The following is a 22,389-nucleotide window of genomic DNA, read 5'->3' as shown; positions in this document are numbered from 1 at the left end:
ATGCAACGTGTAACGGATGTTTTGGAATTGGAGTTATGTGCCATATTAAAATCATCTAACGATAATATTGTCATTACAGATGGAAATGGCATTGTTCTCCGCGCCAGCCCCAACTGTCTTTCTATTTATGGAAAAGAGGTTTCCTATCTTATTGGAAAATCCGTATATCAATTAGAGAAAGAAAATATATTTTCCCCTTCTGTTACGGCCAAAGTGTTAAAGGAGAGAAAAGAAATTCAAGTCATGCAGCGAACACCAACTGGGCGTGTCGTAATGGCAACAGGCGTACCTGTATTTGACAAACAAAACAACATTATTCGCGTGATTAGTTTTTCGCATGATTTAACAGAATTAGAACGTTTAAAAGAAGACTATGAAAAGCTAAGAAGACAGATGGAGCATTATCAAATCGAAATGGAAGAATTAAAACAGGAAAATATCGTCATTCAAAGCAAAGTCATGCAGCGCATTTGGAAGCTAGTGCATCGGGTTGCCAAATCCGATGCAACGGTTCTTTTTCTTGGCGAGTCCGGAGTGGGGAAAAACGTATTTGCCCGTGCCCTCCATCAAAATAGTTCGAGACGAAACCAACCATTTATCGAAGTGAATTGCAGCGCTATTCCTGAATCGTTATTTGAATCAGAAATGTTTGGATATGAAAAAGGGTCGTTTACTGGTGCGCAAAAAACCGGGAAGCCAGGACTGATCGAATTAGCAGATAAGGGGACTCTTTTTCTGGATGAAATTGGCGAACTTCCTCTTTCGATGCAAGCAAAGCTTCTAAAAGTTTTACAAGAGAAAAAAGTAACGCGCGTTGGGGGAATTAAAGAAAGAACCATTGACTTTCGCCTTATTGCCTCGACAAATCAGAACTTAGAGGAAATGGTAAAGAAGGGGAAATTTCGCCAAGATTTATTTTATCGTTTGCATGTTATTCCCATTTACGTTCCTGCTTTACGGGAGAGAAAAGAAGACATTTTTATGTTAGCACAATATTTTTTAGAAAAATTCAACAAAAAATACCATACGGATAAATATTTTCATCCTTCCATTGTTGACCATCTTGTCCATTATGATTGGCCTGGCAATGTACGAGAATTAGAAAATATGATGGAAAGATTAGTCATTACCTCCGAAACAAAAGCCATTTATCCTGAATATCTTCCTTTTTCTATCCACAAACATTCCCAATCTACACTATCTAATCAATGGTTAGAAAAAGAGAAAGAACCTGCTACGCTTAAAGAAGCAATCGAACAAGTAGAACGACAATGGCTCTTGCGTGCTGCAAAACAATGCAAAACAACATATGAAATGGCAGATTACCTGGGAATTAGTCAGCCCACCGTAGTAAGAAAACTAAAAAAATACCGCATTAATCCAAGAATGGATTAAAATCCATTTTTGAATCGATTTTTTATTTTTAATTCATTTTTGCATTAATTCATCGCAATTTTTTTTGCAAAAAACTCTATTCTTTTTTGGCACACTTTTTGCATTTATAAAAAGCAGAATATTTTCATTTCTTTAAAGGAGGGTTTTGCATGTATAAACCAAAAGATTCATCCCAATCTCCCCGCTTTTGCGGAGTTCGAACATTTATGCGTTTAGAAAATATCAAAACAACAGACAATGTTGATTTTGTTGTACTGGGTGTGCCGTTTGATACCGCTGCTTCTAACCGAACCGGGCAACGATATGGCCCGCAGCATATTCGAAATTTTTCCGTATTGCTTCGGCCTTACAATCCAGATATGGATATTAATATCTTTGAATATTGTTCTGGAGTAGATTATGGAGATATTGACGTCATTCCAGGAAACGCGCTGCGGACGTACGACAATATCGTAAAAGAGTTGCGGCCATTGCTGAAGAAAAATATCGTTCCGATTATTATGGGCGGCGATCATTCCATTACATTAGGAAACTTACGGGCATTTTATGAACGTTTTGGGCCAGTGGCGCTTGTTCATTTCGACTCTCACGGAGATACTTGGGATCATTACTATGGGGAAAAATATATGCATGGTACACCATTCCGCCGTGCTGTCGAGGAAGGATTACTAGATGTTGATCACTCTATTCAAATCGGCATGCGTGGGCCGCTTTACAGCGCGGATGATATTGAAGATGCACGACGGCTTGGTTTTGAAGTGATTACCATGAAGGAAGTTCGACAAATTGGATTTTCTGAAGTAATGAAACGCATTCACAAACGTGTGGGTGATAAACCTGTTTTCGTTTCCTATGATATCGACTTTGTTGATCCTGCGTTTGCTCCCGGCACTGGCACACCGGAAGTGGGAGGACCGACTAGCTATGAAGCACTAGAATACGTAAGGGGACTCGATGGGCTAAATATTGTCGGATTTGACTTGGTAGAAGTTTTACCTTCTTACGATAGTGGAGAAATTACCGCTATGTTAGCATCGGCAATTATATATGAGATGATCACGCTGGTGGCTTTAAAGAAAAGACGAGCGCTGCAAAAAAACTTGTCAGCAACAACCACGCAATGAGAACATCTCACTAAAAGGAGCGTCCTTCTATGTCCAATTACCATGTGTACATAAACGGTACATGGCATATAGGAAACGGAGAAAAAAGATCGATTATCAATCCTTCCAATGAAAAAGTCATCACAGAAATTAATGAAGCGTCCTTGCAACAAACATTGGAAGCGATCGAAGCAGCCCATCATGCTTTTCAATACACAAATTGGTCATCGAATCCAAGTTATCGAATTTCCGTTCTTCGTCAATTAGCAGATCTACTAGAGAAAAACGCCGAAAAATTTGCTTATATCGAGACAATCAATACTGGAAAGCCGATTCGTGAGTCACGTCTCGATGTGAGCGATTCTGTACAATGTCTTCGTTATTATGCCGACTTTCTCGAACAACGAACCATTAAGGAAAAGAAAATGGCTGATGGAACAACAAGTAAAATCATCGAAGAACCTATCGGAGTTTGCGCACTCATTGTTCCTTGGAATTTCCCGCTTTTATTGGGGATATGGAAAATGGCACCTGCGCTCGCTGCGGGAAATACCATCGTTTTTAAACCATCAGAATTAACTCCATTATCTTTCATAGAACTAACCAAACTTATCGATTCCATCGGTCTTCCACCGGGAGTGTTTAATCTTGTTCCCGGGGGCGGTTCTCCTGTTGGAGAAACATTGGTGACACATCCTCATGTGGAAAAAATATCATTTACCGGGGGAACCAAAACAGGCCGATGGATTTACGAACAATGCGCTGGCAGCTTGAAACGGGTTTCCCTGGAACTCGGCGGAAAATCTCCGCTTCTGGTTTTCGAAGATGCTGATCTTAATAACGCAGTAGAGTGGGCGATGTTTGCTTCTTTTTTGAATCAAGGGGAAGTGTGTGTTGCTGCTTCACGAATTCTTGTCCATGAAAATCTTTATGATTCATTTATAGATAAACTGATAAAAAGACTAGATTCCCTTCACATCGGAGATCCTTTAGACGAAAAAACGGAGATGGGGCCATTAATAAGCTCCTCACATTTAGAAAAAGTAGAAATGTATATCCAACTCGGATTGCAAGAAGGAGCTTTCCTGCTCCGAGGGGGCGAACGCATCAAAGAACAAGGATATTACCTCTCCCCCGCCGTTTTTGTCAATGTTCACCAAGACATGCGCATCGTGCAAGAAGAAATCTTTGGTCCCGTTATTACCGTACAACGCTTCAAAAATGATAAAGAAGCGATCGAATTGGCAAATGATACGATATATGGGCTGGCAGCTGGCATATTTAGCCGCGATCTCGAACGGGCAGAACAAATTGCTGGAAAGTTGAGAGCAGGAACGATTTGGATTAACAGTTATCACACTCCTTATGTCGATGCGCCTTGGGGCGGCTTTAAACAAAGCGGAATCGGCCGGGAGCTTGGCCCACAAGGATTCACCGCTTTTACGGAAACAAAACACGTTAATATAAGCCAAAATGGAAAATTACTCGGGTGGTATCAATAACTTTTCGATTTCGTCCTTGCGACGAAATCGATTTGTCTATAAATTATTCTGAATATTGTAAATTTTGAGTAAGGAGGAGTTGTTGATGGCGAAATGGACAGAACGTTTTGGACATGATGATATTCGACCAACACCGATGAACGAACGGAGTATGAATTTTTTTAGTACCTTTACTCTTTGGATTGCTGCTAATGTCGTCATTACCACTGTGATGACAGGCATGATGTTCGTTCCCGATATTTCCTTTTTCAGTGCGATGTTCGCGATTATTGTCGGCTCTGCGATCGGCGCCATTCCGCTCGCTCTTACCGGAAACATCGGGATTCGAACTGGACTCCCCACCATGGTTATCACCAGAGCCGCCTTCGGACAAAAAGGAGCGATCCTTCCAGCCCTTGTCAATACAATTATTTTAATTGGCTGGAGCTGGATTCAAGCGTATATGGCTGGCCTTAGTCTTAATTATGCAATTCATTACGCTACAGGATACAGCAATATTAATTTATTTGTGATTTTAACCGAACTGTTTGTCGTAATTATTACGATTTTCGGTCACCGCGGGGTAGAACGAATCGAAAAATATATATCAATCGCAATGTTACTTTTATCCTTTCTCGTTTTTTATAAAATTTTTACAACGTATCACATCTCAACACTATTAGAAATGAAACTAAGCAAACATCCAGCGGTCACCACGATCGTCGCTTTTGATATCGTGGTTGCGACAGCATTTTCATGGATGTCGACCGTTTGTGATTTTAACCGAAACTGTCAATCAGAAAAAAGCGGATTTTGGGGAACCTACTTTGGCTATATTGTCGCTTCGATTGTGGCGATGGGGCTTGGTGCGGTTGTCAGTGGGTTTAGCATTGCTTCTAATATGGAACGAACATACGACCCTACTATTCTCCTTGCCGCTTACGGATTTGGATTGATCGCATCCATTGTCGTCTTCTTTTCTGTACTATCTACTAACGTCATGGCATTATATAGTGCGACAATGTCCTTTATGAACGTATTCCCGCGCGCGGGGTTTTGGAAGCCGACATTGATCATGGGAACCATTTGTACCCTAGGTGCCTTGTTAAAAGAAGCTCTCATGTCCCATTTCTTTAATTTTATTATGCTCATTGCGACACTGTTCATTCCCGTATTCGCCATTGTGCTCGTTGATTACTTTTTGATCAAAAGAGGAACATATGATACGGAAGATATTCTTTTTGATACAAAAGGACGGTATCGGTATCAAAAAGGAGTCAATGTAGCCGCATATGTGGCGTATATCATCGGAGCTGTTTTTGCCTATTACTTTACGTATGTTCATCCGCTTGCAATCGGCTCAACCATGTTAACGTTTTTCTTGTCAGGAGCAGGCTATTGGGGATTGATGAAAATCACAAAACAAACATCGAGTAGAGCGCATACCATGGAACTCGAAACTCCGACTAGCATGGAGGGATAATTCATGCCAATATCGTATGAAATAGCACTTGCGCAAATGACGCCGATAAGTGGTGATATTTCTGGCAACCTCGCAAAAATGGAAATCATCGCAAACGAATGTAAACAAAAATTTCCCAATGTTCGCCTTCTCCTGTTCCCGGAACTTTGTACCACTGGTTACGTGTTGTCGGAAACGCTGAAAGGCGTTGCGCAAGCATGGGATGGCTTTATATTTCAGCGAATGAGCAGGCTTGCACAAAAACTTCAATTATATATTGCTTATGGATACGTCGAAAAAGATGACGAAGTAAAACTCTATAACTCTCTCATCCTGATTCATCCAAGCGGACAATGTGTAGGGAATTATCGAAAAATCCATTTAACCCCATTTGAAAAAGCGTGGTTTACTCCCGGATCCAAACCAGTACTAGTAGATACAGAGCTCGGCCGCATCGGTTTAATGATTTGTTGGGACTTAGCTTTTCCAGAACTAGCAAGGCATCTAGCGGTCCATGGAGCCGAGCTTCTTCTTGTTCCGTGTGCGTGGGAATCCCCGTTTCACGAGCCTTTTCAAAAATTTGCGATGGCACGTGCAATCGATAATACCGTCTATGTAGCAGCATGTAATCAAACGGGCCAGTCTTTTCCTTTTCATTTCTTTGGTTTATCCTCTATTTATGGACCAGATGGAAACGAAATCGCCAGCACCAATAATGATCAAGAAGCACTCATACGAGCAACCATAGATGAAAACTGGCGTCAGGAATTAAAGCAAACCTTTTACACGATGATGAATGAGCGGCGAACAGATGTTTATCAAGGAGTGGAATGGACATGAACATCAAAAAAATCGTAGATCTATCGATGCCCATTACTGCACAAACCCCGATTTATCCGGGAGATCCAAAACCACATATCACACCAGCGGCAACATTCGCGGAAAATGGCTACCATGTCAGCCGGCTTGTTCTCGGTTCGCATAGCGGCACGCACGTGGATGCTCCTTTTCATTTTCACGAAAATGGTGCGCGAATCGATGAGGTTCCGTTAACGTATTTTCTTGGTAAAGGGATTGTCATCGATGTAACGGGAAAAAACGACGGCGAGGCGATTACACTAGACGATGTCACTACTTATTTGCCGCGGCTCGAACCGGGAAAAATTGTTCTTTTTCACACCGGTTGGTCCCAATATGCGGGAACGGAGCGCTATTTTCGCCACCCGTACATTGCGATCGACGTCATCCAGGCAATGTTGGAACGAGGAATCCGCACGTTTTTCATCGATGCGTTAAACATCGATCCGCCTGATGGCTCTTCCTTTCCTGCGCATGAAGCGATTACCGCTGTAAATGGAGTGATCGGGGAAAATTTTACGAACTTCGATAAAATCGACTTTGCCAATCCGTATATTATCGCGCTTCCCCTTTATTTGCCGGAATGTGACGGATCGCCGGTGAGAGCGGTGGCGGTGGAATTTGATTCATACTAATGGAACCCGCGATATTCCCTATTCGGCGTTTCGCCTTTAGAATCCCGCACCGATTTCTCCTGCCGTCGCCTTAAAAGCATGTCGTCTTCAACCATGTTTTCGTTTCTATTATCCTAATAGAACATATATTCCCGTGAAATGGTGCGTCGCCCTTATAAATTATAGGAAAAAACACGTTTACAAATATTTTTGTTCGCACTAGGCTCTTGTTTCAAGCATTGCAATAACTCATATTAGGACACTCCTCCCTATCCGAGACATAAGCAGACAAAGAGGCCTTGTTTCTTATATGATAAAATTAATACCAATCATAACAAGGAGTGTCAGAAGCATGAACATTATCCCTACCCATCTTCTTGACCGCTCAACTGTAAAGCAATTTTTTACCACCCATTGGGGAAGTCCGCAAATGTTCGTTTCAACGGGAGTGTATGATTGCAGCGAGCTGGACGGTTTTTGCCGCGGTCCAAGGCAATGGGGAAATAGCGGGGCTGATCACCTTCGTCATCCGTGGTGAGGAATGCGAAATTGTTTCACTAGACAGCATGATCGAAAACCAAGGAGTCGGCAGCGCTCTTTTGCAACAAGCGGAAGCATTTGCCGCGCAGCATGGATGCGCCACAATCCGCTTAATCACGACGAACGATAATTTACACGCATTACGCTTTTATCAAAAACGAGGTTACCAGATTGTCAAGGTCTTTCCGAATGCCGTGGAAAAAGCAAGACAAAGGAAACCAAGCATTCCGTTCGTTGGCGCAGATGGCATTCCGATCCGCGATGAGCTTTTGCTTACAAAGCAACTAAACAAACAAAACGTCCCCGCCGTAACGATATAAGCGAGGACGTTGAAATTTTTAAACAATCACGTTCAACAATAGAATGAAGATAAATGCCACTACAGAAATAATCGTTTCCATCACAGTCCATGTCATCAACGTTTCTTTGACGGTCATGCCGAAATACTCTTTAATCATCCAGAAGCCGGAATCGTTGACATGCGATAGAATCAAAGATCCCGCTCCTGTCGCTAACACGAGCAATTCTGTGTTCGTGTCCGACATGCTAGCAGCAATCGGGGCGACGATGCCGGCCGCTGTCATCATCGATACGGTCGCCGAGCCGGTTGCGATCCGAATGAGCGCGGCGATTCCCCATCCTAATAGGAGCGGAGACAGATGGGAATGCTTCGCTACATCGGCAATTTGCTCCCCAATACCCGAGTCAAGGAGCACTTTATTGAACGCTCCGCCGGCGCCGATGACAAGCAAAATATTGGCGACAGGACCAAGGCATTCGTTGGCAAATTTCAACACTTTATCGCGGTTGAATCCGCGCGCGTAACCAAGGCTAAAGAATGAATAAATCGTTGCGATTAACAGGGCGACGACCGGGTCCCCGATAAAGCGCAGCACTTTTGACGCTTCCGACGCTTGGTCTAGCGTGACATTGGCAACGGAAGCAATCAGCATGAGAATCACTGGAAGCAAAATCGTAAATAACGTGTTACCAAAGCCAGGAAGGTCTTTTTCTTCTTTATGCTGTACAAGCTGCTCGGCGATTTCTGCCGGCACTTTTTTATACATACGCGACCCGATCCATTTCCCAAACAGAGGACCGGCGATAATGGCGGTCGGCAAGCCGACAATAAGAGAAAAAAGAATCGTTGTTCCGACATCGGCTTTAAAAATGTCAACGGCAGCCATCGCCGCTGGATGCGGCGGCACCAGTCCATGTACGACCGACAATCCGGCAACGAGCGGAATGCCAATCGTCACGAGCGAAATCCCCGTCTCCATCGCAATCGTAAATACAAGCGGAATGAGCAGGACGAATCCTACTTGGAAAAATACCGGAATACCTACTAAAAAGGCAACGACCATCATCGCCCAATGGACGCGTTTTTGGCCAAAACGGTTAATCAATGTTTTCGCAATCCGTTCTGCGCCTCCGGATTCGGCCATCATTTTGCCAAGCATCGTCCCGAGCGCCAAGACGATCGCTAAAAAGCCAAGCGTGTTGCCAAGACCTGTTTTGATGGAATCAATAATTCCCGGCGTTTCCGGCGACGGCGCGACCAGCGGCATGCCCATCGCAAGCCCGACACCAACGGACGTCAAAATTAAGGCAACAAACGGATGCATTTTCGCAGCCGTAATCAGCAGCAATAATACAACAATCGCTGCAACGACAATCGCAATTCCCATTTTCCATTCCCCCTCTGTTGTGCTTGATGTAAACTAAACCGATTTAGTAGTTAGCCATTTCTGCGCTGAAAAGAAGCAATCACATCAAACTCATCTTTCAATCGTTCATACAACCGCATATACATATCAAATAATTCGGAATAAATGAGCGTATTTTCCGTATTTGGTTCATGACGGGCGGTAATATGAATCCACGTTTTCACCGTATCAAGCGACTCAATGTCGCCAAGCGCATACAGTGCCAGCGCTGCGGCGCCTAATGCCGACGCCTCATGCGTTTCTGGAACGAGCAACTCTTTTCCCATCATATCGGCAAGCATTTGCCGCCAAAATGGCGATTTGGCAAAGCCGCCCGATACGCGGATTTCCGAAAGCGGCCCCGTGACATCGCGGATCGCCAAGGCAACGGAAAAGACGCTCATACATACCCCTTCCATCACCGCGCGAATGAAATGTTCCCGCTTATGATGAAGGCTGATGCCAAAAAACGTCCCTCTGGCATTCGCATTCCAGTATGGCGCCCGTTCCCCGGATAAAAACGGAAGAAACAGCAATCCTTCCGCTCCTGCCGGAACCCGCTCCGCATATTTTGTCAACAAATCATACGGATCGATGCCAAGCCTTTTCGCCACTTCGCGTTCCTGGCCGCCAAATTCATCGCGCAGCCACCGCAGCAAAATCCCACCGTTGTTCGTCGGCCCTCCAACAACCCAATGGTTTGGCGTCAAGGCATAACAAAACGTTCTTCCTTTTTCGTCCGTTTTTTGTACGGAGGAAATCGTCCGCACCGCGCCACTTGTTCCGATCGTAATCGCCGCTTCTCCTGGCAAAATTGCGCCGACGCCGATATTAGCAAGCACCCCGTCACTCGCGCCGACGACAACCGGTACGTCCGGGTCCATCCCCATTTGCTCAGCCCATTCTTTTTTCATGCCCCGCAATAGATGCGTTGTCGGTACTAAACTAGATAACTGTGCCCGCGTAATGCCTAGAAGTTGAAGCACATCTGCATCCCAATCAAGCGTATCCAAGCGAAACAGTCCGGTTGCGGAAGCGATCGAATAATCGACGACATATTGGCCATATAGCCGGTACAAGACGTATTCTTTAATGGACACGAACTTATGCGCCTGCCGGAATATGTCTGGCTGCTCTTCCTTCAGCCAAAGCAGTTTCGGAAGCGGCGACATCGGATGAATCGGCGTGCCAGTTCGCTTATAAATATCCAATCCGTTCTGTTCTCGTAAAAGACGGTCTGCTTGTCCGACGCTGCGATTATCGGCCCAGATGATACAGCGGGTAAGCGGGCGTCCGGATCCATCCAACGCCATTAGCGAATGCATCGCCGCACTAAACCCCATCGCTTTCACCTGATGAGAAGCGAGACGCAATTTGGTGATGACAGCGTTTACAGTTTGGACAACGGCGGAGAAAATCTCCTCGGGATCTTGTTCCGCCCAGCCCGGATGCGGCTGGATGATTGGATAATCCACTGCATGAGAGGCGAGCACCTGCCCGCGTTCACCAAACAACACTGCTTTTGTGCTCGTCGTGCCGATATCGACACCAATAACTACTTTATTGTCTGCCGTCATTGTGGTTCCCCCTTTGTCGGACAGATTTCCGTTCTATCAATGTAGGCGGAAAGCGAAAAATTTGCGGCTTATGTTTTTGTTTCCTGGCAATTTGCAGAAACAAACGCTCTGCTGCTTTTTTCCCCATCGCAAAAGTTGGTTGGGCAATCGTCGTTAACGTTGGCGTATAAATATCGGCAAACGGAACATCATCAATGCTAATCAGCGCCAAATCATCAGGCACATGGATGCCGTTGTTCTTAACGAAATGTAAAATTTCCATCAATGTCAAATCGTTAATCGCAAACAGCGCTTCCGGCGGACGGCCTGAGGCAAACAGCTTCGCCAGCTCCCTCTGAATGGAGGAAATTTCGGCTGTGACAAAATAATCAGCGATAACTGGAAGCCCTTTTTCCGTTAGCGCCTGCCGAAATCCTTCGATCCGCTCCATCCTTGGAACGACATGGGAAGCAAGCGGAGGAGCGACGGCGCCGATGCGCTCGTAACCGTGACTAGCCAAATATTCCACTGCCAAAGCGGCTGCGCGTTTGTTATCAAGCAAAATCGCGTCGGCTTCCACCCCTGGAACCATGCGATCAACAAATACGAGCGGAAAGCGCTCCTCCACTAGCCGCTGATATACATCCTCGTTTTTTCCTGTTGTAAAAACAATCAAGCCATCCACTTGTTTAGCAAGCAACATGTCAATATATTTTTTCTCTTTTTCCGGGTCGTCATCGGAATTGGAGACGATGACATGAAAACCGCGCTCTTGGCACGCTTCCTCGATGGCATGCAAGACTTGGATCGTCAGCATATGCAAAATATTAAAGACAATGACACCGATTGTCGCTGTTGTTTTCTGTTTTAAGCTGCGGGCGATAATGTTCGGTTGATATCCCAGCTCTTCAATTGCCCGAGCAATTCGTTTTCTTGTTTCCTCGCTCATATATTCATAGCGTTTATTTAAATATTGCGATACCGTACTTTTCGAGACGTTGGCCAATTTCGCAACATCGGCCATCGTTACTTTTTTCAAAAGGATCCCTCTTTCACTACTAAATCGATTTAGTATTTATAAACGTTTTCATAAACCGGTTTAGTAGAATTATAAAACAAAATGAAAACGTTTTACAACTATTTTTTATTCAAATTTTTCTTCTGAAAAATCAACATATTACAGTGAGGACCAGTTTTCGATTGGAAAACAAGCAAATTAAGTACTTTCAATAAATTCGATCCGCATAGAAAAGAGCGCGAAACAAGCATTTCGCGCCTTTCCCTACGGTTAATAGCTTATTAGAATAAAATCTTGGAGAGAAACACGATCATCGTTACTGTCACCGAACTAAGCAGCGTTGACACAAATACCGCCTGGGCGGCGTACTCCGGATGATGGCCGTATTCGAGTGCATAAAGCGCGGTGTTTCTGGAACATGGGTACGAACTTGCGATCAATAAAGCTTGAGCGGTCACTCCCTCAAGATGCAATGCAAAAATAATAACAGCGGCAACCGCCGGCGAAAGAAGCAGACGGCTGAAAACACTAAGATACAACAACGGTGGCAACTGTTTCAGATTAATATAAGCCACTTGGGCTCCCAGCGTCAGTAACGCAATAGCCAAGAAGGCATTGGCGACATTTTGAAGAGGATTCCAAATAAATGATGGAACCGGAATGTCTAGCGACCGAAAAAGCAATCCAAGAAAAAGTGCATAGATAATTGGATTTTTTAAAAATTCTGCCGTCACTTTCCCTTTCTTTTCATCAGCAGATATAAAATTAAATACACCATATGTATTAGTAAGGAAATTCTGAAAATTGTTACAACAATTTGAATCGACAGCCCTAACGGCTGCTGGTGGAACACAAGCTGGCTGACAGGAATACCGAAATTGCCAGAATTGTTGAGGACAATCGTATTTTGAAACGTCGCCGCTAGACTGCGGTCCATCTTTAACAACTTGGCCATAGCTGTGCTTATGGCGATTAACGCTCCGTTTTGCAGCAGCAAAAACCCTAGCACTTGAAGCAATACGTCTCCATCGATTTGGCTTTCATATACGTTTGTAAATCCAACCGCCGGCAGCAGCACATACATATTCAATTTAGATAAAGTATTCATGTCAAAATGGAAAATGCGATGCAATAGCGCCCCAAGGCCGACAAGAAAAAATACTGGCAGTATCACATGGAGTAAAATAAGAAGAAAAATATCCACTTCCCCTCCTCCTATCTTTTTAGCTTATAAATTCGTTCCGGCCTTCCTACCGAGCCGTACGAAATATCGGCCGTCACTTGAGAAATCGAAACAAGATATTCTAAATAGCGCCGTGATGTCGTCCGGCTTGCGCCGATCCGTTTGCCTACTTCTTCCGCCGTAATGCCGTCTTTACACTGCTTTACCACCGCCAGCACCTTCTCTAATGTCAGCGGCTGGATGCCCTTTGGCAATGAGTCATCCGCATCGCTTGTGGTCTGTTCGCGGCGGATTAACTGGTCGATGTCCTCTTGCCCGATTAATTCTTTTCCTTTCATCAGTTCGAGCATTTTATGATGGTATTCTTTATATCTCACCAGCGTTTCGGTAAACCTATCGAGCATAATCGGTTTGATAATATAGTCAAACACCCCTCCATGCATCGCTTGCTTCAAGGTGTCAATTTCTCTTGCTGCGGTGATCATAATAATATCCATATTGGTAAAATGCGCACGAATCCATTTTAAAAACGCAAGTCCATTCATATCCGGAAAATATATATCGAGCAAGACTAAATCCGGCTGCAACACTTCCACCAGTTCTTTTCCTTCCTGCTCGTTAGTGGCGATTCCGATCACTTCATAGCCTTCCACCTTTTCGACAAAACGGCGGTTAATCTCGGCAATACGTTTATCGTCTTCGACAATGAGCACTTGAATATTGCGAGCCATCATCAACCCTCCGTTGTTTTGGAATGATGATCGTAAAGACAGTTCCTTTTCCCTGTTCCGATTGATAAGTAATATGACCGCCAAGCACCGTCAGCGATTTTTTCACCAAATCCAGGCCATAACCGCGATGGACGGCCGCTTTCGTCGAAAAACCGCGTTCAAATATTTGATCGGCTATTTCCGCTTGAATGCCTGGTCCGTTATCTTCCACTTCAATAATTAAATCGTCGCCAAGATCAGTTAAAAATACAGTCACTCTCTTTTCTTCGCATCCGTTGTGCAATACCGCTTCCATTGCATTATCCACAATATTGCCGATAATCGTCAAAAGGTGATCGCGATCCAAATGCTTTGGAATATCTTTAAAACTGCTTTGCCGGTCAATATCAAACTGAATCTTTAATTCATTCGCGCGGTTAAATTTGCCGATGAACAGCCCTCCGATAATAGGATCCGGAATTTCTTTCATCACGAAACGAACGATGTCCTGATGAAGATTGGTTTCTTTAGAAATGAGTTCTAGCGCCTCTTCATATGATTCCAACTGAATGAGCCCGGAAATGACATACAATTTGTTGGAAAACTCATGCGTTTGCGCCCGCAGCGCGTCAGCGTAGCTTTTTAGTTGGGAAAGCTCCTTCGTCAAACGATATAGTTCCGACTTATTGCGGAACGTCGATACGGCGCCAATTACCTTTCCTGCTTTATCCTTAATCGGAATGCGATTGGTAATCACTGTCTCTTCGCCTAATATCATCTCATCGTCATATTCCGCCGTTCCCGTTCGAATCACTTCAAGCAGTCGGGAATGGGGAATAATATGCAAAATATATTTCCCTAATACATCCTGCTCCTTTTCATATCCAAGCAAAGTCATCGCCGTTTTGTTGATCATTGTAATAATTCCTTCCTGATTCACAGCAATAATTCCTTCGCGAATCGCCTCTAAAATCGCCTGTTTCTCTTGATATAACAGTCCGATTTCTTTTGGCTCCAATCCGTGAATCGATTTTTTTACCGTTTTCGCGATCAGGATGGCTCCGCTGGCTCCCAAAAATAGTGCAAGGATGGAAAAGAAAAGGATTTTCACGTTATAAGACCAAACGATATCTTCAATATCCTCAAGCAGAAAGCCAACAGAAACAATGCCGATGACATTCCCTTTCTCATCGAAAATCGGTGCTTTTCCGCGTATCGCCGGACCGAGCGAACCGACCGCTTCCGAAATAATCGCTTTTCCCTCAAGCACCTCTTTATTATCTCCGCCCACCATCTTCTTTCCAATCCGGTCTGGAAGCGGATGTGCATAACGAATTCCTTGTCTATTTCCAACCACGACATACTCCGCGCTGGTTTTGCGGCGAATCATTTCTGCGAACGGCTGAATTTGTCGGTGCGGGTCCGGCTGCCTAAAAGCGTCCTTGACTAACGGCGTAGCAGCCACCGTTTCTGCTACGTTCAGCGCGCGCATTCCGATCTGTTCTTTTAGCGTGGCGGCAAACATGTGCTGAAACAAAAAGGAAAGAAAAACGATGACAAATAAAAGCAAGGAACAAATAATGATAATGAGCCGCGTTTGGAGCTTCATGCTATCTCCCCTTAATGGAAAATAGAGAAAGACTATCCGCCGAAAGGCAGTAGTCTTTCTCCCTTTACATATCTTCGCTGACAATGACCGATTTCCCTTTTAGTTTCATGACAAATGGTACGACGATCCATAAAAACGCAATGATAAGCAAAACAAGCGAGATTGGCTTTTCGAAAAATACCATAAAGTCGCCGTTCGAAGCCGTAAGCGCTCTTCGCATGTTATTTTCAATCATCGGGCCAAGCACAAGTCCTAATACAAGCGGCGCCAGCGGAAAGTCATGTTCTGCCAGCAGATAGCCTAATACACCAAATGCGATTAATAAAAAGACATCAAACGTCGTCACCTGCACCGCGTAAACACCAAATACAGAAATCGCAATAATAAGCGGCAGCAAATATTTAGGCGGCGTTTCAATAATTTTCGCAAATATTTTGACGAGCGGCATGTTTAAAATCAGCAGCATCACATTGCCGATAAACATGCTGGCGATTAATCCCCATGCTACATCCGGGTATTCATCAAAGAGCAGCGGACCGGGCTGGACGTTATACATAATTAACGCCCCCATTAAAATCGCGGTCGTTCCCGAACCGGGAATTCCAAGCGTCAACAGTGGAACCATCGCCCCTCCCGAAGCGGCATTATTCGCAGATTCCGGCGCCGCCACGCCAGCAATCGTTCCCTTTCCGAATTTTTCAGGCGTTTTGCTTATTTTCTTTTCCATAATATAGGAGAAAAACGAGGCGAGCGTTGCCCCCGCTCCCGGCAATACTCCGACGAAAAAGCCGAGCAGCGAACCGCGCGCAATCGGACCCGCGCTTTCTTTCAGCTCCGCTTTCGACGGAAGGACACGGCCGATTTTTGCAATTTCGCCGTCATTTTTCTCCTTATGAAGAATTGCTTTAAATACTTCTCCTAAGGCAAACAAACCCACTGCTACCGTTAAAAATTCCAAGCCCCCGTATAGAAAAGAAATGTTATACGTAAATCGCGCCACACCTGACACATTATCAAGACCAATGGTCGAAAGCAACAAGCCGAAAACGGTCATCATCCATGCTTTTGTCATCGAATTTCCCGCTAACCCGCTGACAGCAGCCAATCCGAGAAGCATTAGTGAAAAATATTCCGCTGGACCAAATTTCAATGCTACATTGGAAAGCGGCTCCGCCAACAGCACGAGGGCAATTAAGGAAACAATCCCCGCGACAAACGAACCGATTGCCGCAATTGCTAACGCTGATCCCGCTCTTCCTTGCTTGGCCATTTGATAACCGTCCAATGTGGTGACAACAGAGGAAGACTCTCCAGGCGTATTTAGCAAAATGGATGTCGTTGAACCGCCATACATTGCCCCGTAATAGACACCGGCAAGCAAAACGATCGAACTTGTTGCCGCTTGAGCCGGGTCAAGACCGGACGTCATCGAAGCGGTTACGGGAATTAACAGCGCCACCCCGCTCATCGGGCCGATCCCTGGCAACACTCCTACCGCCGTCCCGATCAGCACTCCCAGAAAAGCGAAAAGCAGATTGTGCGGCTGCAGCGCTGTTTGAAAGCCATCGATTAAAAACGTCAGTGAACTCATACTCCCCCTCCTTTACTGAAACCAAACCGGCCAACTCGGCAATGTTCCTTGCAACAGTTTAACGTATAACCCGTATACTCCTAACGAAAAGCAAGCGGCAATCACTACTGATTTCCACAAAGCTCCTTTTTCCATCGTTTGAAACCCGACGACAAGGAACAAAAACGTCATCATGACATAACCAACCGTTTCTAATAAGGCCGCATATATCACCGCGGCAATCAAGATGATGAAAAACTTTTTATACTGCAATGGCTGCCTTTCTTTGCATGAATCCGTATATCGCATCGTTTCTAGCAACAATTTGATGCTTAATAGCGCAAGAACAAGCCCTAACAAAAACGGAAACACGTTCGGGCCGACTGCACTTCCATAAGCGCTTTTCGAGATTCTTTGACTTTCCACCATAAACAAAGCTCCCACGGCTAAAAAGACAATCGCGGCAACGCGGTCAAACGTTTTACTCACACGCACACCCCCATTTTTTATTAAAGGTGGGGAAGCGTTCTCTTCCCCGTTTGCTTATTTATGCATTCCAAGCGATTTCAACATATCGCTGATCTGCTGTTCCTGCTCTTGTAAAAATTTTGTGAATTCTTCCGAACCTCTATATTCTGCTTCCCATCCTTGCTTCTTTAGCTCTTCTTTCCATTTTTCATGCTCGGACAATTTTTTGAATGTATCTTCCCAAAACTTTTTCGCGTCCGCAGACATTTGTTTCGGCCCGAAGACGCCACGCCAAATCGTAAACTCCGCGTCAATGCCAAGCTCTTTCATCGTCGGCACGTCTTTTAAAGCACCGCCAAGACGTTCTGGCGCGGAAACGGCAAGCACCCGCACTTTTCCTGCTTTTACGTATTCCCCAACAGAGGAAGCATCCGTCGCAATCACATCCGCATTTCCCCCAAGAAGCGCGGCGATCGCTTCCCCGCCACCGTCATATGATACGTATTTCACCACTTTCGGATCAATGCCAGATTTGTAGATAGGAAGAATCGCGACTAAATGATCCATCGACCCTGGCGCAGATCCCCCAGCTACCGTTACCGACTTCGGATTTTGCTTAATCGCATCCAACAGTTGGGATAATGTTTGGAATTTCGAATCCTCCTTAACGACAATCGCGCCAAAATCCTTCGTCAACTGAGCAAGCGGTGTCGTATCTTTATAACCGAATGGACTGTTTCCCTCCGCTTTTAAGTTGTTAATAATGATCGGCGGGGAATTGACAAACAACTTATAATCATTGTTTTTATCCTGTGTTGCGTATTCCGCCATAAACACGGCCCCACCGCCGCCTGGTTTATTCTCCACCGTCATCGTTTGCTTCACTAAATTTGTTTCATCCAATACTTTCGTGATCGCCCTTGCTGTCAAATCCCAGCCTCCCCCAGCCCCGGAAGGAGCGACAAACACAATTGGCTTCGTCGGATAGTTGGATGGTTTGCTAGACTGTTTCGTCGTTGTAGTGCTTCCACAGGCAGCTAACACAAACATCATGATTCCCATTACAATCAAGCTCCACCACTTTTTCACCATTTTCTGATCCCCCTTATTTTTGATAGCGTTTACATGTTTGAGAGTAATTATAGCAACAATTTTCTGAATGATAAGTTTTTGAAAATAAAATGAATTTTGTGCATTTTGTTCATAAAAAAACCTGCCTTGCCAAAACATTTTGGCAAGGCAGGTCATCCGTTTACTTTAAATGCTGCCATTGATCTTTTATTGCTATAACAAGAGGATGATCTTTTTCTAATTGTGAATATTGGTATAGAGCCCCTTCTACTCCTGTTTCTTGAATGGTTTTTTGCAATGCAACTGCTTCGTCATCGTTTTCATAGTCAAACAATAACAGTGCGGCAATTCCTTTGACTAAACCAAGAGGTACTTGTCCGAACAAGTCATAATATTGCGTAGCCGGTCCAACGAGACGATCATTCGCCCCAAGTTTGCGAATTGGAGAACGAGCAACCCGGACTACTTCATCGGAGATGGAAGGATTCAGGAAGCGTTGAATGATTTTTTGAATATAGGATTGATGTTCGTTTTCATTCCATCCATATTTCTTCACTAACACCGCACCTGATTCATGCAGCGCTTTTTCCACATCCGAGCGTATCTCTCCATCATTCATTGCTTCTTGTATCGTTTTCCATTTTTTATAGTATCCTAAATAGCTGGCAATCGCATGCCCGGTATTTACGGTAAAAAGCTTGCGCTCAATATAAGGCTTTAGATCATCAACAAAATGTGCTCCTTGAATCGGCGGAATGTCACCAATGATATTTTGTTTTTCGATCACCCATTCAAAAAACGGCTCGACCACAACGGAAAGAGGATCGTCGTTTTTCTGATTCGGAACGATACGGTCTACCGCACAATTCAGAAAACCGTAATACGTTTCGAATAACGGCTTATCTGTTTCGGAAATCTTTGCAAAAACATGGCTTTTTAACACATCACTTCCACCGATCATATTTTCACAAGCAATAATATGCAGCGGTGTTTTATTGATCGTGATTCTTTTTTGCAGCCCCTCGGCAAGAATCGTGGCGATGGCCGGTAAAATATGCGGACCGACCGCCGTTGTAATGAGATGGGCTTTTGTGATATAATCAATGACCTTTTCACGTTCCGTTTGACTATTTACAGCGGAAACGTTGCGAATCAGCTGTTCTTGTCTATTTTCATCGGCAATGATGACCCGATACTCCTGTTTTTCCTTTAATAAACGGACCACTTCATCATTAATATCCACAAACATAACTTCATAGCCCGACTGGGAAAGCAAACTCCCGATAAACCCTCTGCCAATATTTCCTGCGCCAAAATGAACAGCTAGCATGTTTAATTCACCTCGTTTAACAGGCGAAGAATCTCTTCTTCTGTCGCCGCTTTAATCATCGCTTCTACATTTTCCTGTTCTGAACAAACGATGGCGATTTTCGAGAGGATTTCCAAATGTTCGTTATTTTTTCCAGCAATTCCAATCAATAGTTTTGCGATATTGCCATCCCCGAAATCAACGCCATCAGGAATTTGTACAATCGAAATACCAGAATGTTTGACAAACTGCTTCGCATCCTCTGTTCCATGTGGAATAGCAACAAAATTCCCCATATATGTGGATGTTAACGCTTCCCGTTCAAACATTTTGTCAATATAAGCATCTTCTACATAACCTTGATTTACTAAAATTTGTCCTGCTAAACGAATGGCTTCCGTTTTATTTTCTACTCGTGCATGTAATACAATGTTTTCTTTCTGTAAAATTGGCATTGACAATGTCATTCACTCCCTACATTGTTAAAGATAGTCGTAAAAAAACTTTTCTAAATGATAGCTCAAAAACGAATACACCTGTTCATGATCTCCGTTTGCAAATAATGCCATGCTATCTTCATCTTTAATGATCAACGAGCTGATGTGGCTTAAAACAGAAAGCGTTTCCTGACTAGGTGAATCGGGCGCTAACAGCAGTAAAATGGTATTCACAGCCATTGGCTGATCGTGCATTCCTTTAATGGTTTGGCATTCGGTTAGCCGATAAATCGTGAAAGACGGAAAAAGCACCGCTGAGCTTCGGGTATGGTACAAAGCGAGCGACGTCTCCGGTATTCCCAATCCTCCTAATGCTTCTCTCCGCAACAATTCTGTAAGGACTTTCTCCGAATCAAGAATGATTCCTTTTTTCCATAGCTGATGACACGCTTCTGCTAACGCTTCTTTGATGGAATGGCTATTGACCTGTTGTAACGCAAAACCTTCCAAAATTCGCAAAATGGTTTCACTCATTTTTTGAATGGAAGCCATTTTCTTGATCACATCATGAGATTTTCCTGCCGCGTCGTCTACCTCTTCCTTGCGAGAAACCACATTTCTGCTTTTTAAAAACTGTTTCATCGACATAATCTCTTCTTCCCGAAGCATTGGACTGACAACAAAATACGGTTTTGTCAATCCATCAATTGGGACGGTCGAAACGATCAAGTCATATGGCGTTACATCCGTGTTTCTCAATTCAAAAACAGAAATCTGTTCTATGTGTACAATATCGGGAATTTCTTTTTTTAATCTTGTTGCTAATATTTTTGCCGTCCCTAGTCCACTCGAACAGATCACTAACGCACGCAATCCTTTCTTTTTTCTTAATAACGCTGCCGCAAAGTGGAGAACTAAATAACCAATTTCTTCGTCTGGAACGGTTACATCCGGAAATACTTGTTTCACTCCTTCTTTTAATACCGCAAAAAGTTCCGGATAATCTTGGACAATTTTTTCTAAAAGCGGATTGGCAATCCCCATGTTATGCCGGATGCGATAAAGCGCTGGTTTTAAATGAACGACCAAATCTTCGTATAACGTATAATCGTTTGTAATATCTACATGTAGTTCAGCGCCGACAAAACGAATTAACTCTTGCGCTTTGATGCCTACTTCAAAACTTGCCTCTTCTAGCATATAACCTTGGCGGTCGCGAAGTTTCGCACCCATTAAATGCATGGTAATATAACCGATTTCCTCTTTTGGAATCGTGATGCGAAAAGCATGTTCTAGCGATCGCGCAATTTTTTCCGCGGTTTTATATTCTTTTGTTGTTTGAATCGTTTCTAAATATTGCTGATCAAAATTAATCGATTCCCCTTGGCTGATCCGCTCTATTGCTAAGGCAAGGTGAACCACTAGTGCAATATGTGAACTGTCGGCAATCGTAAAAGGAAGCTCCTTCTTGATCCGTTCAATTTGTTGTTCAATGATGGCCAATTTTTTTCTATCGACTAGTCCGAGAAGTTTTTCTGTGACCGTATTCCATGCATCGATAGATTTTTTTTGAATAGACTTTTTCATTAACGAAAGAAACTCATGTTCATCCACATGACGAAATAGCAGCTCGCTCATCATTCTCCGCTTTGCGGACTCGGATCCAGCAATTTCTACTCCATATCCTCGTTTTCGGATTAGGGATAGCCCGTATTTTTCTATCATCTGATGGATTTTATCTAAATCATGGCTAATGGTTGCGACAGTAACGTTGAGGTCGTTGGCCAGCGATAAAAGCTTGACAGGCTCTGTTGCTTCCAGCAAAGCAATCAGAATGATCAGCTGTCGTTCCTCTGGTGTATATTCCTTATTGGACAAATGAAATAGATGAAGCGCTAGCTCTTTTTTCTTTTCTTCTTCTCCAACAATCCGAATGCCGACCCCTGCTTTTTTGACCAGCTGCAAGCGGTAATCCTTTAAAATAGGTTCGATCCCTTTTAAATCCCGGTGGATGGTACGGTTACTGACGTCTAACCGCTCGGCAAGTTCTCCTACCGTCATTCCTTCGTCATTAGACAACAAAATATCGAGTATTTTTCGCTCTCGCGCAGATATATACACGGCCCTTTCACCTCCCCGCCTTGCGCAACCATTGTTGACATGATTTAGAATAATAAATCATCTGTTCAATAAAAATTTTAGGTCCCCGTTCCTTTTATTACAATAATTAGATATTGCTTTTTCGTCCCTTTTATTGTTGCCATCTTTTAATAAAATGCATTCTTGCGAAAAGAAAAAG

At 43.9% G+C, this 22,389-nt stretch carries 17 protein-coding genes and 2 pseudogenes; 7 read left to right on the top strand and 12 right to left on the bottom strand.

Annotated features, from left to right (window positions below):
• From HT574_RS08855 to HT574_RS08825, 7 genes and pseudogenes are all read left to right on the top strand, one after another.
• Entirely contained in the window at positions 1-1,395 is a 1,395-nt protein-coding gene (locus HT574_RS08855; RefSeq protein ID WP_175244304.1) for a sigma-54 interaction domain-containing protein, read from the top strand.
• Between the two features lie 149 nt (positions 1,396-1,544).
• Positions 1,545-2,519 (top strand): agmatinase, encoded by a 975-nt coding sequence (gene speB, locus HT574_RS08850; RefSeq protein ID WP_175244303.1) that lies wholly within the window; start codon positions 1,545-1,547, stop codon positions 2,517-2,519.
• 29 nt (positions 2,520-2,548) lie between these two features.
• The gene (locus HT574_RS08845; protein ID WP_175244302.1) at positions 2,549-4,000 is read left to right on the top strand and encodes an aldehyde dehydrogenase family protein; all 1,452 of its coding nucleotides are present in this window, start codon (positions 2,549-2,551) and stop codon (positions 3,998-4,000) included.
• A gap of 85 nt (positions 4,001-4,085) precedes the next feature.
• Positions 4,086-5,462 (top strand): purine-cytosine permease family protein, encoded by a 1,377-nt coding sequence (locus tag HT574_RS08840; RefSeq protein WP_175244301.1) that lies wholly within the window; start codon positions 4,086-4,088, stop codon positions 5,460-5,462.
• A 3-nt stretch (positions 5,463-5,465) separates the two neighbouring features.
• Complete coding sequence (locus HT574_RS08835) at positions 5,466-6,281, top strand: carbon-nitrogen hydrolase family protein (protein ID WP_175244300.1); 816 nt, start codon at positions 5,466-5,468, stop codon at positions 6,279-6,281.
• Positions 6,278-6,934: a cyclase family protein gene (locus tag HT574_RS08830; RefSeq protein ID WP_175244299.1), complete on the top strand. Its 657-nt coding sequence runs from the start codon at positions 6,278-6,280 to the stop codon at positions 6,932-6,934. The genes HT574_RS08835 and HT574_RS08830 overlap by 4 nt, the downstream gene beginning before the upstream one ends.
• A 331-nt stretch (positions 6,935-7,265) precedes the next feature.
• Positions 7,266-7,773 (top strand): annotated as a pseudogene (locus HT574_RS08825) (GNAT family N-acetyltransferase).
• 18 nt (positions 7,774-7,791) lie between these two features.
• On the opposite strand, the gene HT574_RS08820 reads toward HT574_RS08825, so the two are convergent.
• From HT574_RS08820 to HT574_RS08765, 12 genes and pseudogenes are all read right to left on the bottom strand, one after another.
• Positions 7,792-9,141 (bottom strand): GntP family permease, encoded by a 1,350-nt coding sequence (locus tag HT574_RS08820; RefSeq protein ID WP_175244298.1) that lies wholly within the window; start codon positions 9,139-9,141, stop codon positions 7,792-7,794.
• A 50-nt stretch (positions 9,142-9,191) separates the two neighbouring features.
• A complete protein-coding gene (gene gntK, locus HT574_RS08815) occupies positions 9,192-10,736 on the bottom strand; it encodes a gluconokinase (protein ID WP_175244297.1) in 1,545 nt (514 codons plus the stop codon).
• On the bottom strand, positions 10,720-11,754 hold the full coding sequence (locus HT574_RS08810) for a LacI family DNA-binding transcriptional regulator (protein WP_175244296.1): 1,035 nt from the start codon (positions 11,752-11,754) through the stop codon (positions 10,720-10,722). Before HT574_RS08810 ends, gntK begins: the two co-directional genes overlap by 17 nt.
• A 260-nt stretch (positions 11,755-12,014) precedes the next feature.
• Positions 12,015-12,937, bottom strand: a pseudogene (locus HT574_RS08805) (AEC family transporter).
• An 11-nt stretch (positions 12,938-12,948) separates the two neighbouring features.
• Complete coding sequence (locus HT574_RS08800) at positions 12,949-13,647, bottom strand: response regulator (protein WP_175244563.1); 699 nt, start codon at positions 13,645-13,647, stop codon at positions 12,949-12,951.
• Positions 13,607-15,235, bottom strand: a complete 1,629-nt coding sequence (locus HT574_RS08795; protein WP_175244295.1) for an ATP-binding protein — start codon at positions 15,233-15,235, stop codon at positions 13,607-13,609. The genes HT574_RS08800 and HT574_RS08795 overlap by 41 nt, the downstream gene beginning before the upstream one ends.
• A 64-nt stretch (positions 15,236-15,299) precedes the next feature.
• Positions 15,300-16,826 carry a tripartite tricarboxylate transporter permease gene (locus HT574_RS08790; RefSeq protein ID WP_175244294.1) on the bottom strand — a complete coding sequence of 509 codons (1,527 nt, stop codon included), beginning with the start codon at positions 16,824-16,826 and terminating at the stop codon, positions 15,300-15,302.
• 12 nt (positions 16,827-16,838) lie between these two features.
• A complete protein-coding gene (locus tag HT574_RS08785; protein WP_175244293.1) occupies positions 16,839-17,294 on the bottom strand; it encodes a tripartite tricarboxylate transporter TctB family protein in 456 nt (151 codons plus the stop codon).
• A gap of 54 nt (positions 17,295-17,348) precedes the next feature.
• Positions 17,349-18,365 carry a tripartite tricarboxylate transporter substrate binding protein gene (locus HT574_RS08780; RefSeq protein WP_175244292.1) on the bottom strand — a complete coding sequence of 339 codons (1,017 nt, stop codon included), beginning with the start codon at positions 18,363-18,365 and terminating at the stop codon, positions 17,349-17,351.
• 160 nt (positions 18,366-18,525) lie between these two features.
• The gene (locus HT574_RS08775; protein ID WP_175244291.1) at positions 18,526-19,674 is read right to left on the bottom strand and encodes a mannitol-1-phosphate 5-dehydrogenase; all 1,149 of its coding nucleotides are present in this window, start codon (positions 19,672-19,674) and stop codon (positions 18,526-18,528) included.
• A 2-nt stretch (positions 19,675-19,676) separates the two neighbouring features.
• Positions 19,677-20,108, bottom strand: coding sequence for a PTS mannitol transporter subunit IIA (locus HT574_RS08770; RefSeq protein ID WP_375154099.1), 432 nt, complete (start codon positions 20,106-20,108; stop codon positions 19,677-19,679).
• Between the two features lie 27 nt (positions 20,109-20,135).
• On the bottom strand, positions 20,136-22,211 hold the full coding sequence (locus HT574_RS08765; protein WP_175244290.1) for a BglG family transcription antiterminator: 2,076 nt from the start codon (positions 22,209-22,211) through the stop codon (positions 20,136-20,138).
• Positions 22,212-22,389 lie beyond the last annotated feature (178 nt).

It is taken from the genome of Parageobacillus sp. VR-IP, from assembly GCF_013357975.1.
Classification (GTDB): Bacteria; Bacillota; Bacilli; order Bacillales; family Anoxybacillaceae; genus Saccharococcus; species Saccharococcus caldoxylosilyticus.
The sequence above is the reverse complement of the archived record's forward strand: the minus strand, read 5'-3'. Positions and strand labels throughout refer to the sequence as shown.

Coding starts and splice junctions, on each gene's coding strand:
- HT574_RS08775 (WP_175244291.1), bottom strand. CDS start 19,674: ATGCTAGCTGTTCATTTTGGCGCAGGAAATATTGGCAGAGGGTTTATC.
- HT574_RS08845 (WP_175244302.1), top strand. CDS start 2,549: ATGTCCAATTACCATGTGTACATAAACGGTACATGGCATATAGGAAAC.
- HT574_RS08840 (WP_175244301.1), top strand. CDS start 4,086: ATGGCGAAATGGACAGAACGTTTTGGACATGATGATATTCGACCAACA.
- HT574_RS08820 (WP_175244298.1), bottom strand. CDS start 9,141: ATGGGAATTGCGATTGTCGTTGCAGCGATTGTTGTATTATTGCTGCTG.
- HT574_RS08795 (WP_175244295.1), bottom strand. CDS start 15,235: ATGAAGCTCCAAACGCGGCTCATTATCATTATTTGTTCCTTGCTTTTA.
- gntK (WP_175244297.1), bottom strand. CDS start 10,736: ATGACGGCAGACAATAAAGTAGTTATTGGTGTCGATATCGGCACGACG.
- HT574_RS08800 (WP_175244563.1), bottom strand. CDS start 13,647: ATGGCTCGCAATATTCAAGTGCTCATTGTCGAAGACGATAAACGTATT.
- HT574_RS08790 (WP_175244294.1), bottom strand. CDS start 16,826: ATGAGTTCACTGACGTTTTTAATCGATGGCTTTCAAACAGCGCTGCAG.
- HT574_RS08835 (WP_175244300.1), top strand. CDS start 5,466: ATGCCAATATCGTATGAAATAGCACTTGCGCAAATGACGCCGATAAGT.
- HT574_RS08770 (WP_375154099.1), bottom strand. CDS start 20,108: ATGCCAATTTTACAGAAAGAAAACATTGTATTACATGCACGAGTAGAA.
- HT574_RS08780 (WP_175244292.1), bottom strand. CDS start 18,365: ATGGTGAAAAAGTGGTGGAGCTTGATTGTAATGGGAATCATGATGTTT.
- HT574_RS08855 (WP_175244304.1), top strand. CDS start 1: ATGCAACGTGTAACGGATGTTTTGGAATTGGAGTTATGTGCCATATTA.
- speB (WP_175244303.1), top strand. CDS start 1,545: ATGTATAAACCAAAAGATTCATCCCAATCTCCCCGCTTTTGCGGAGTT.
- HT574_RS08830 (WP_175244299.1), top strand. CDS start 6,278: ATGAACATCAAAAAAATCGTAGATCTATCGATGCCCATTACTGCACAA.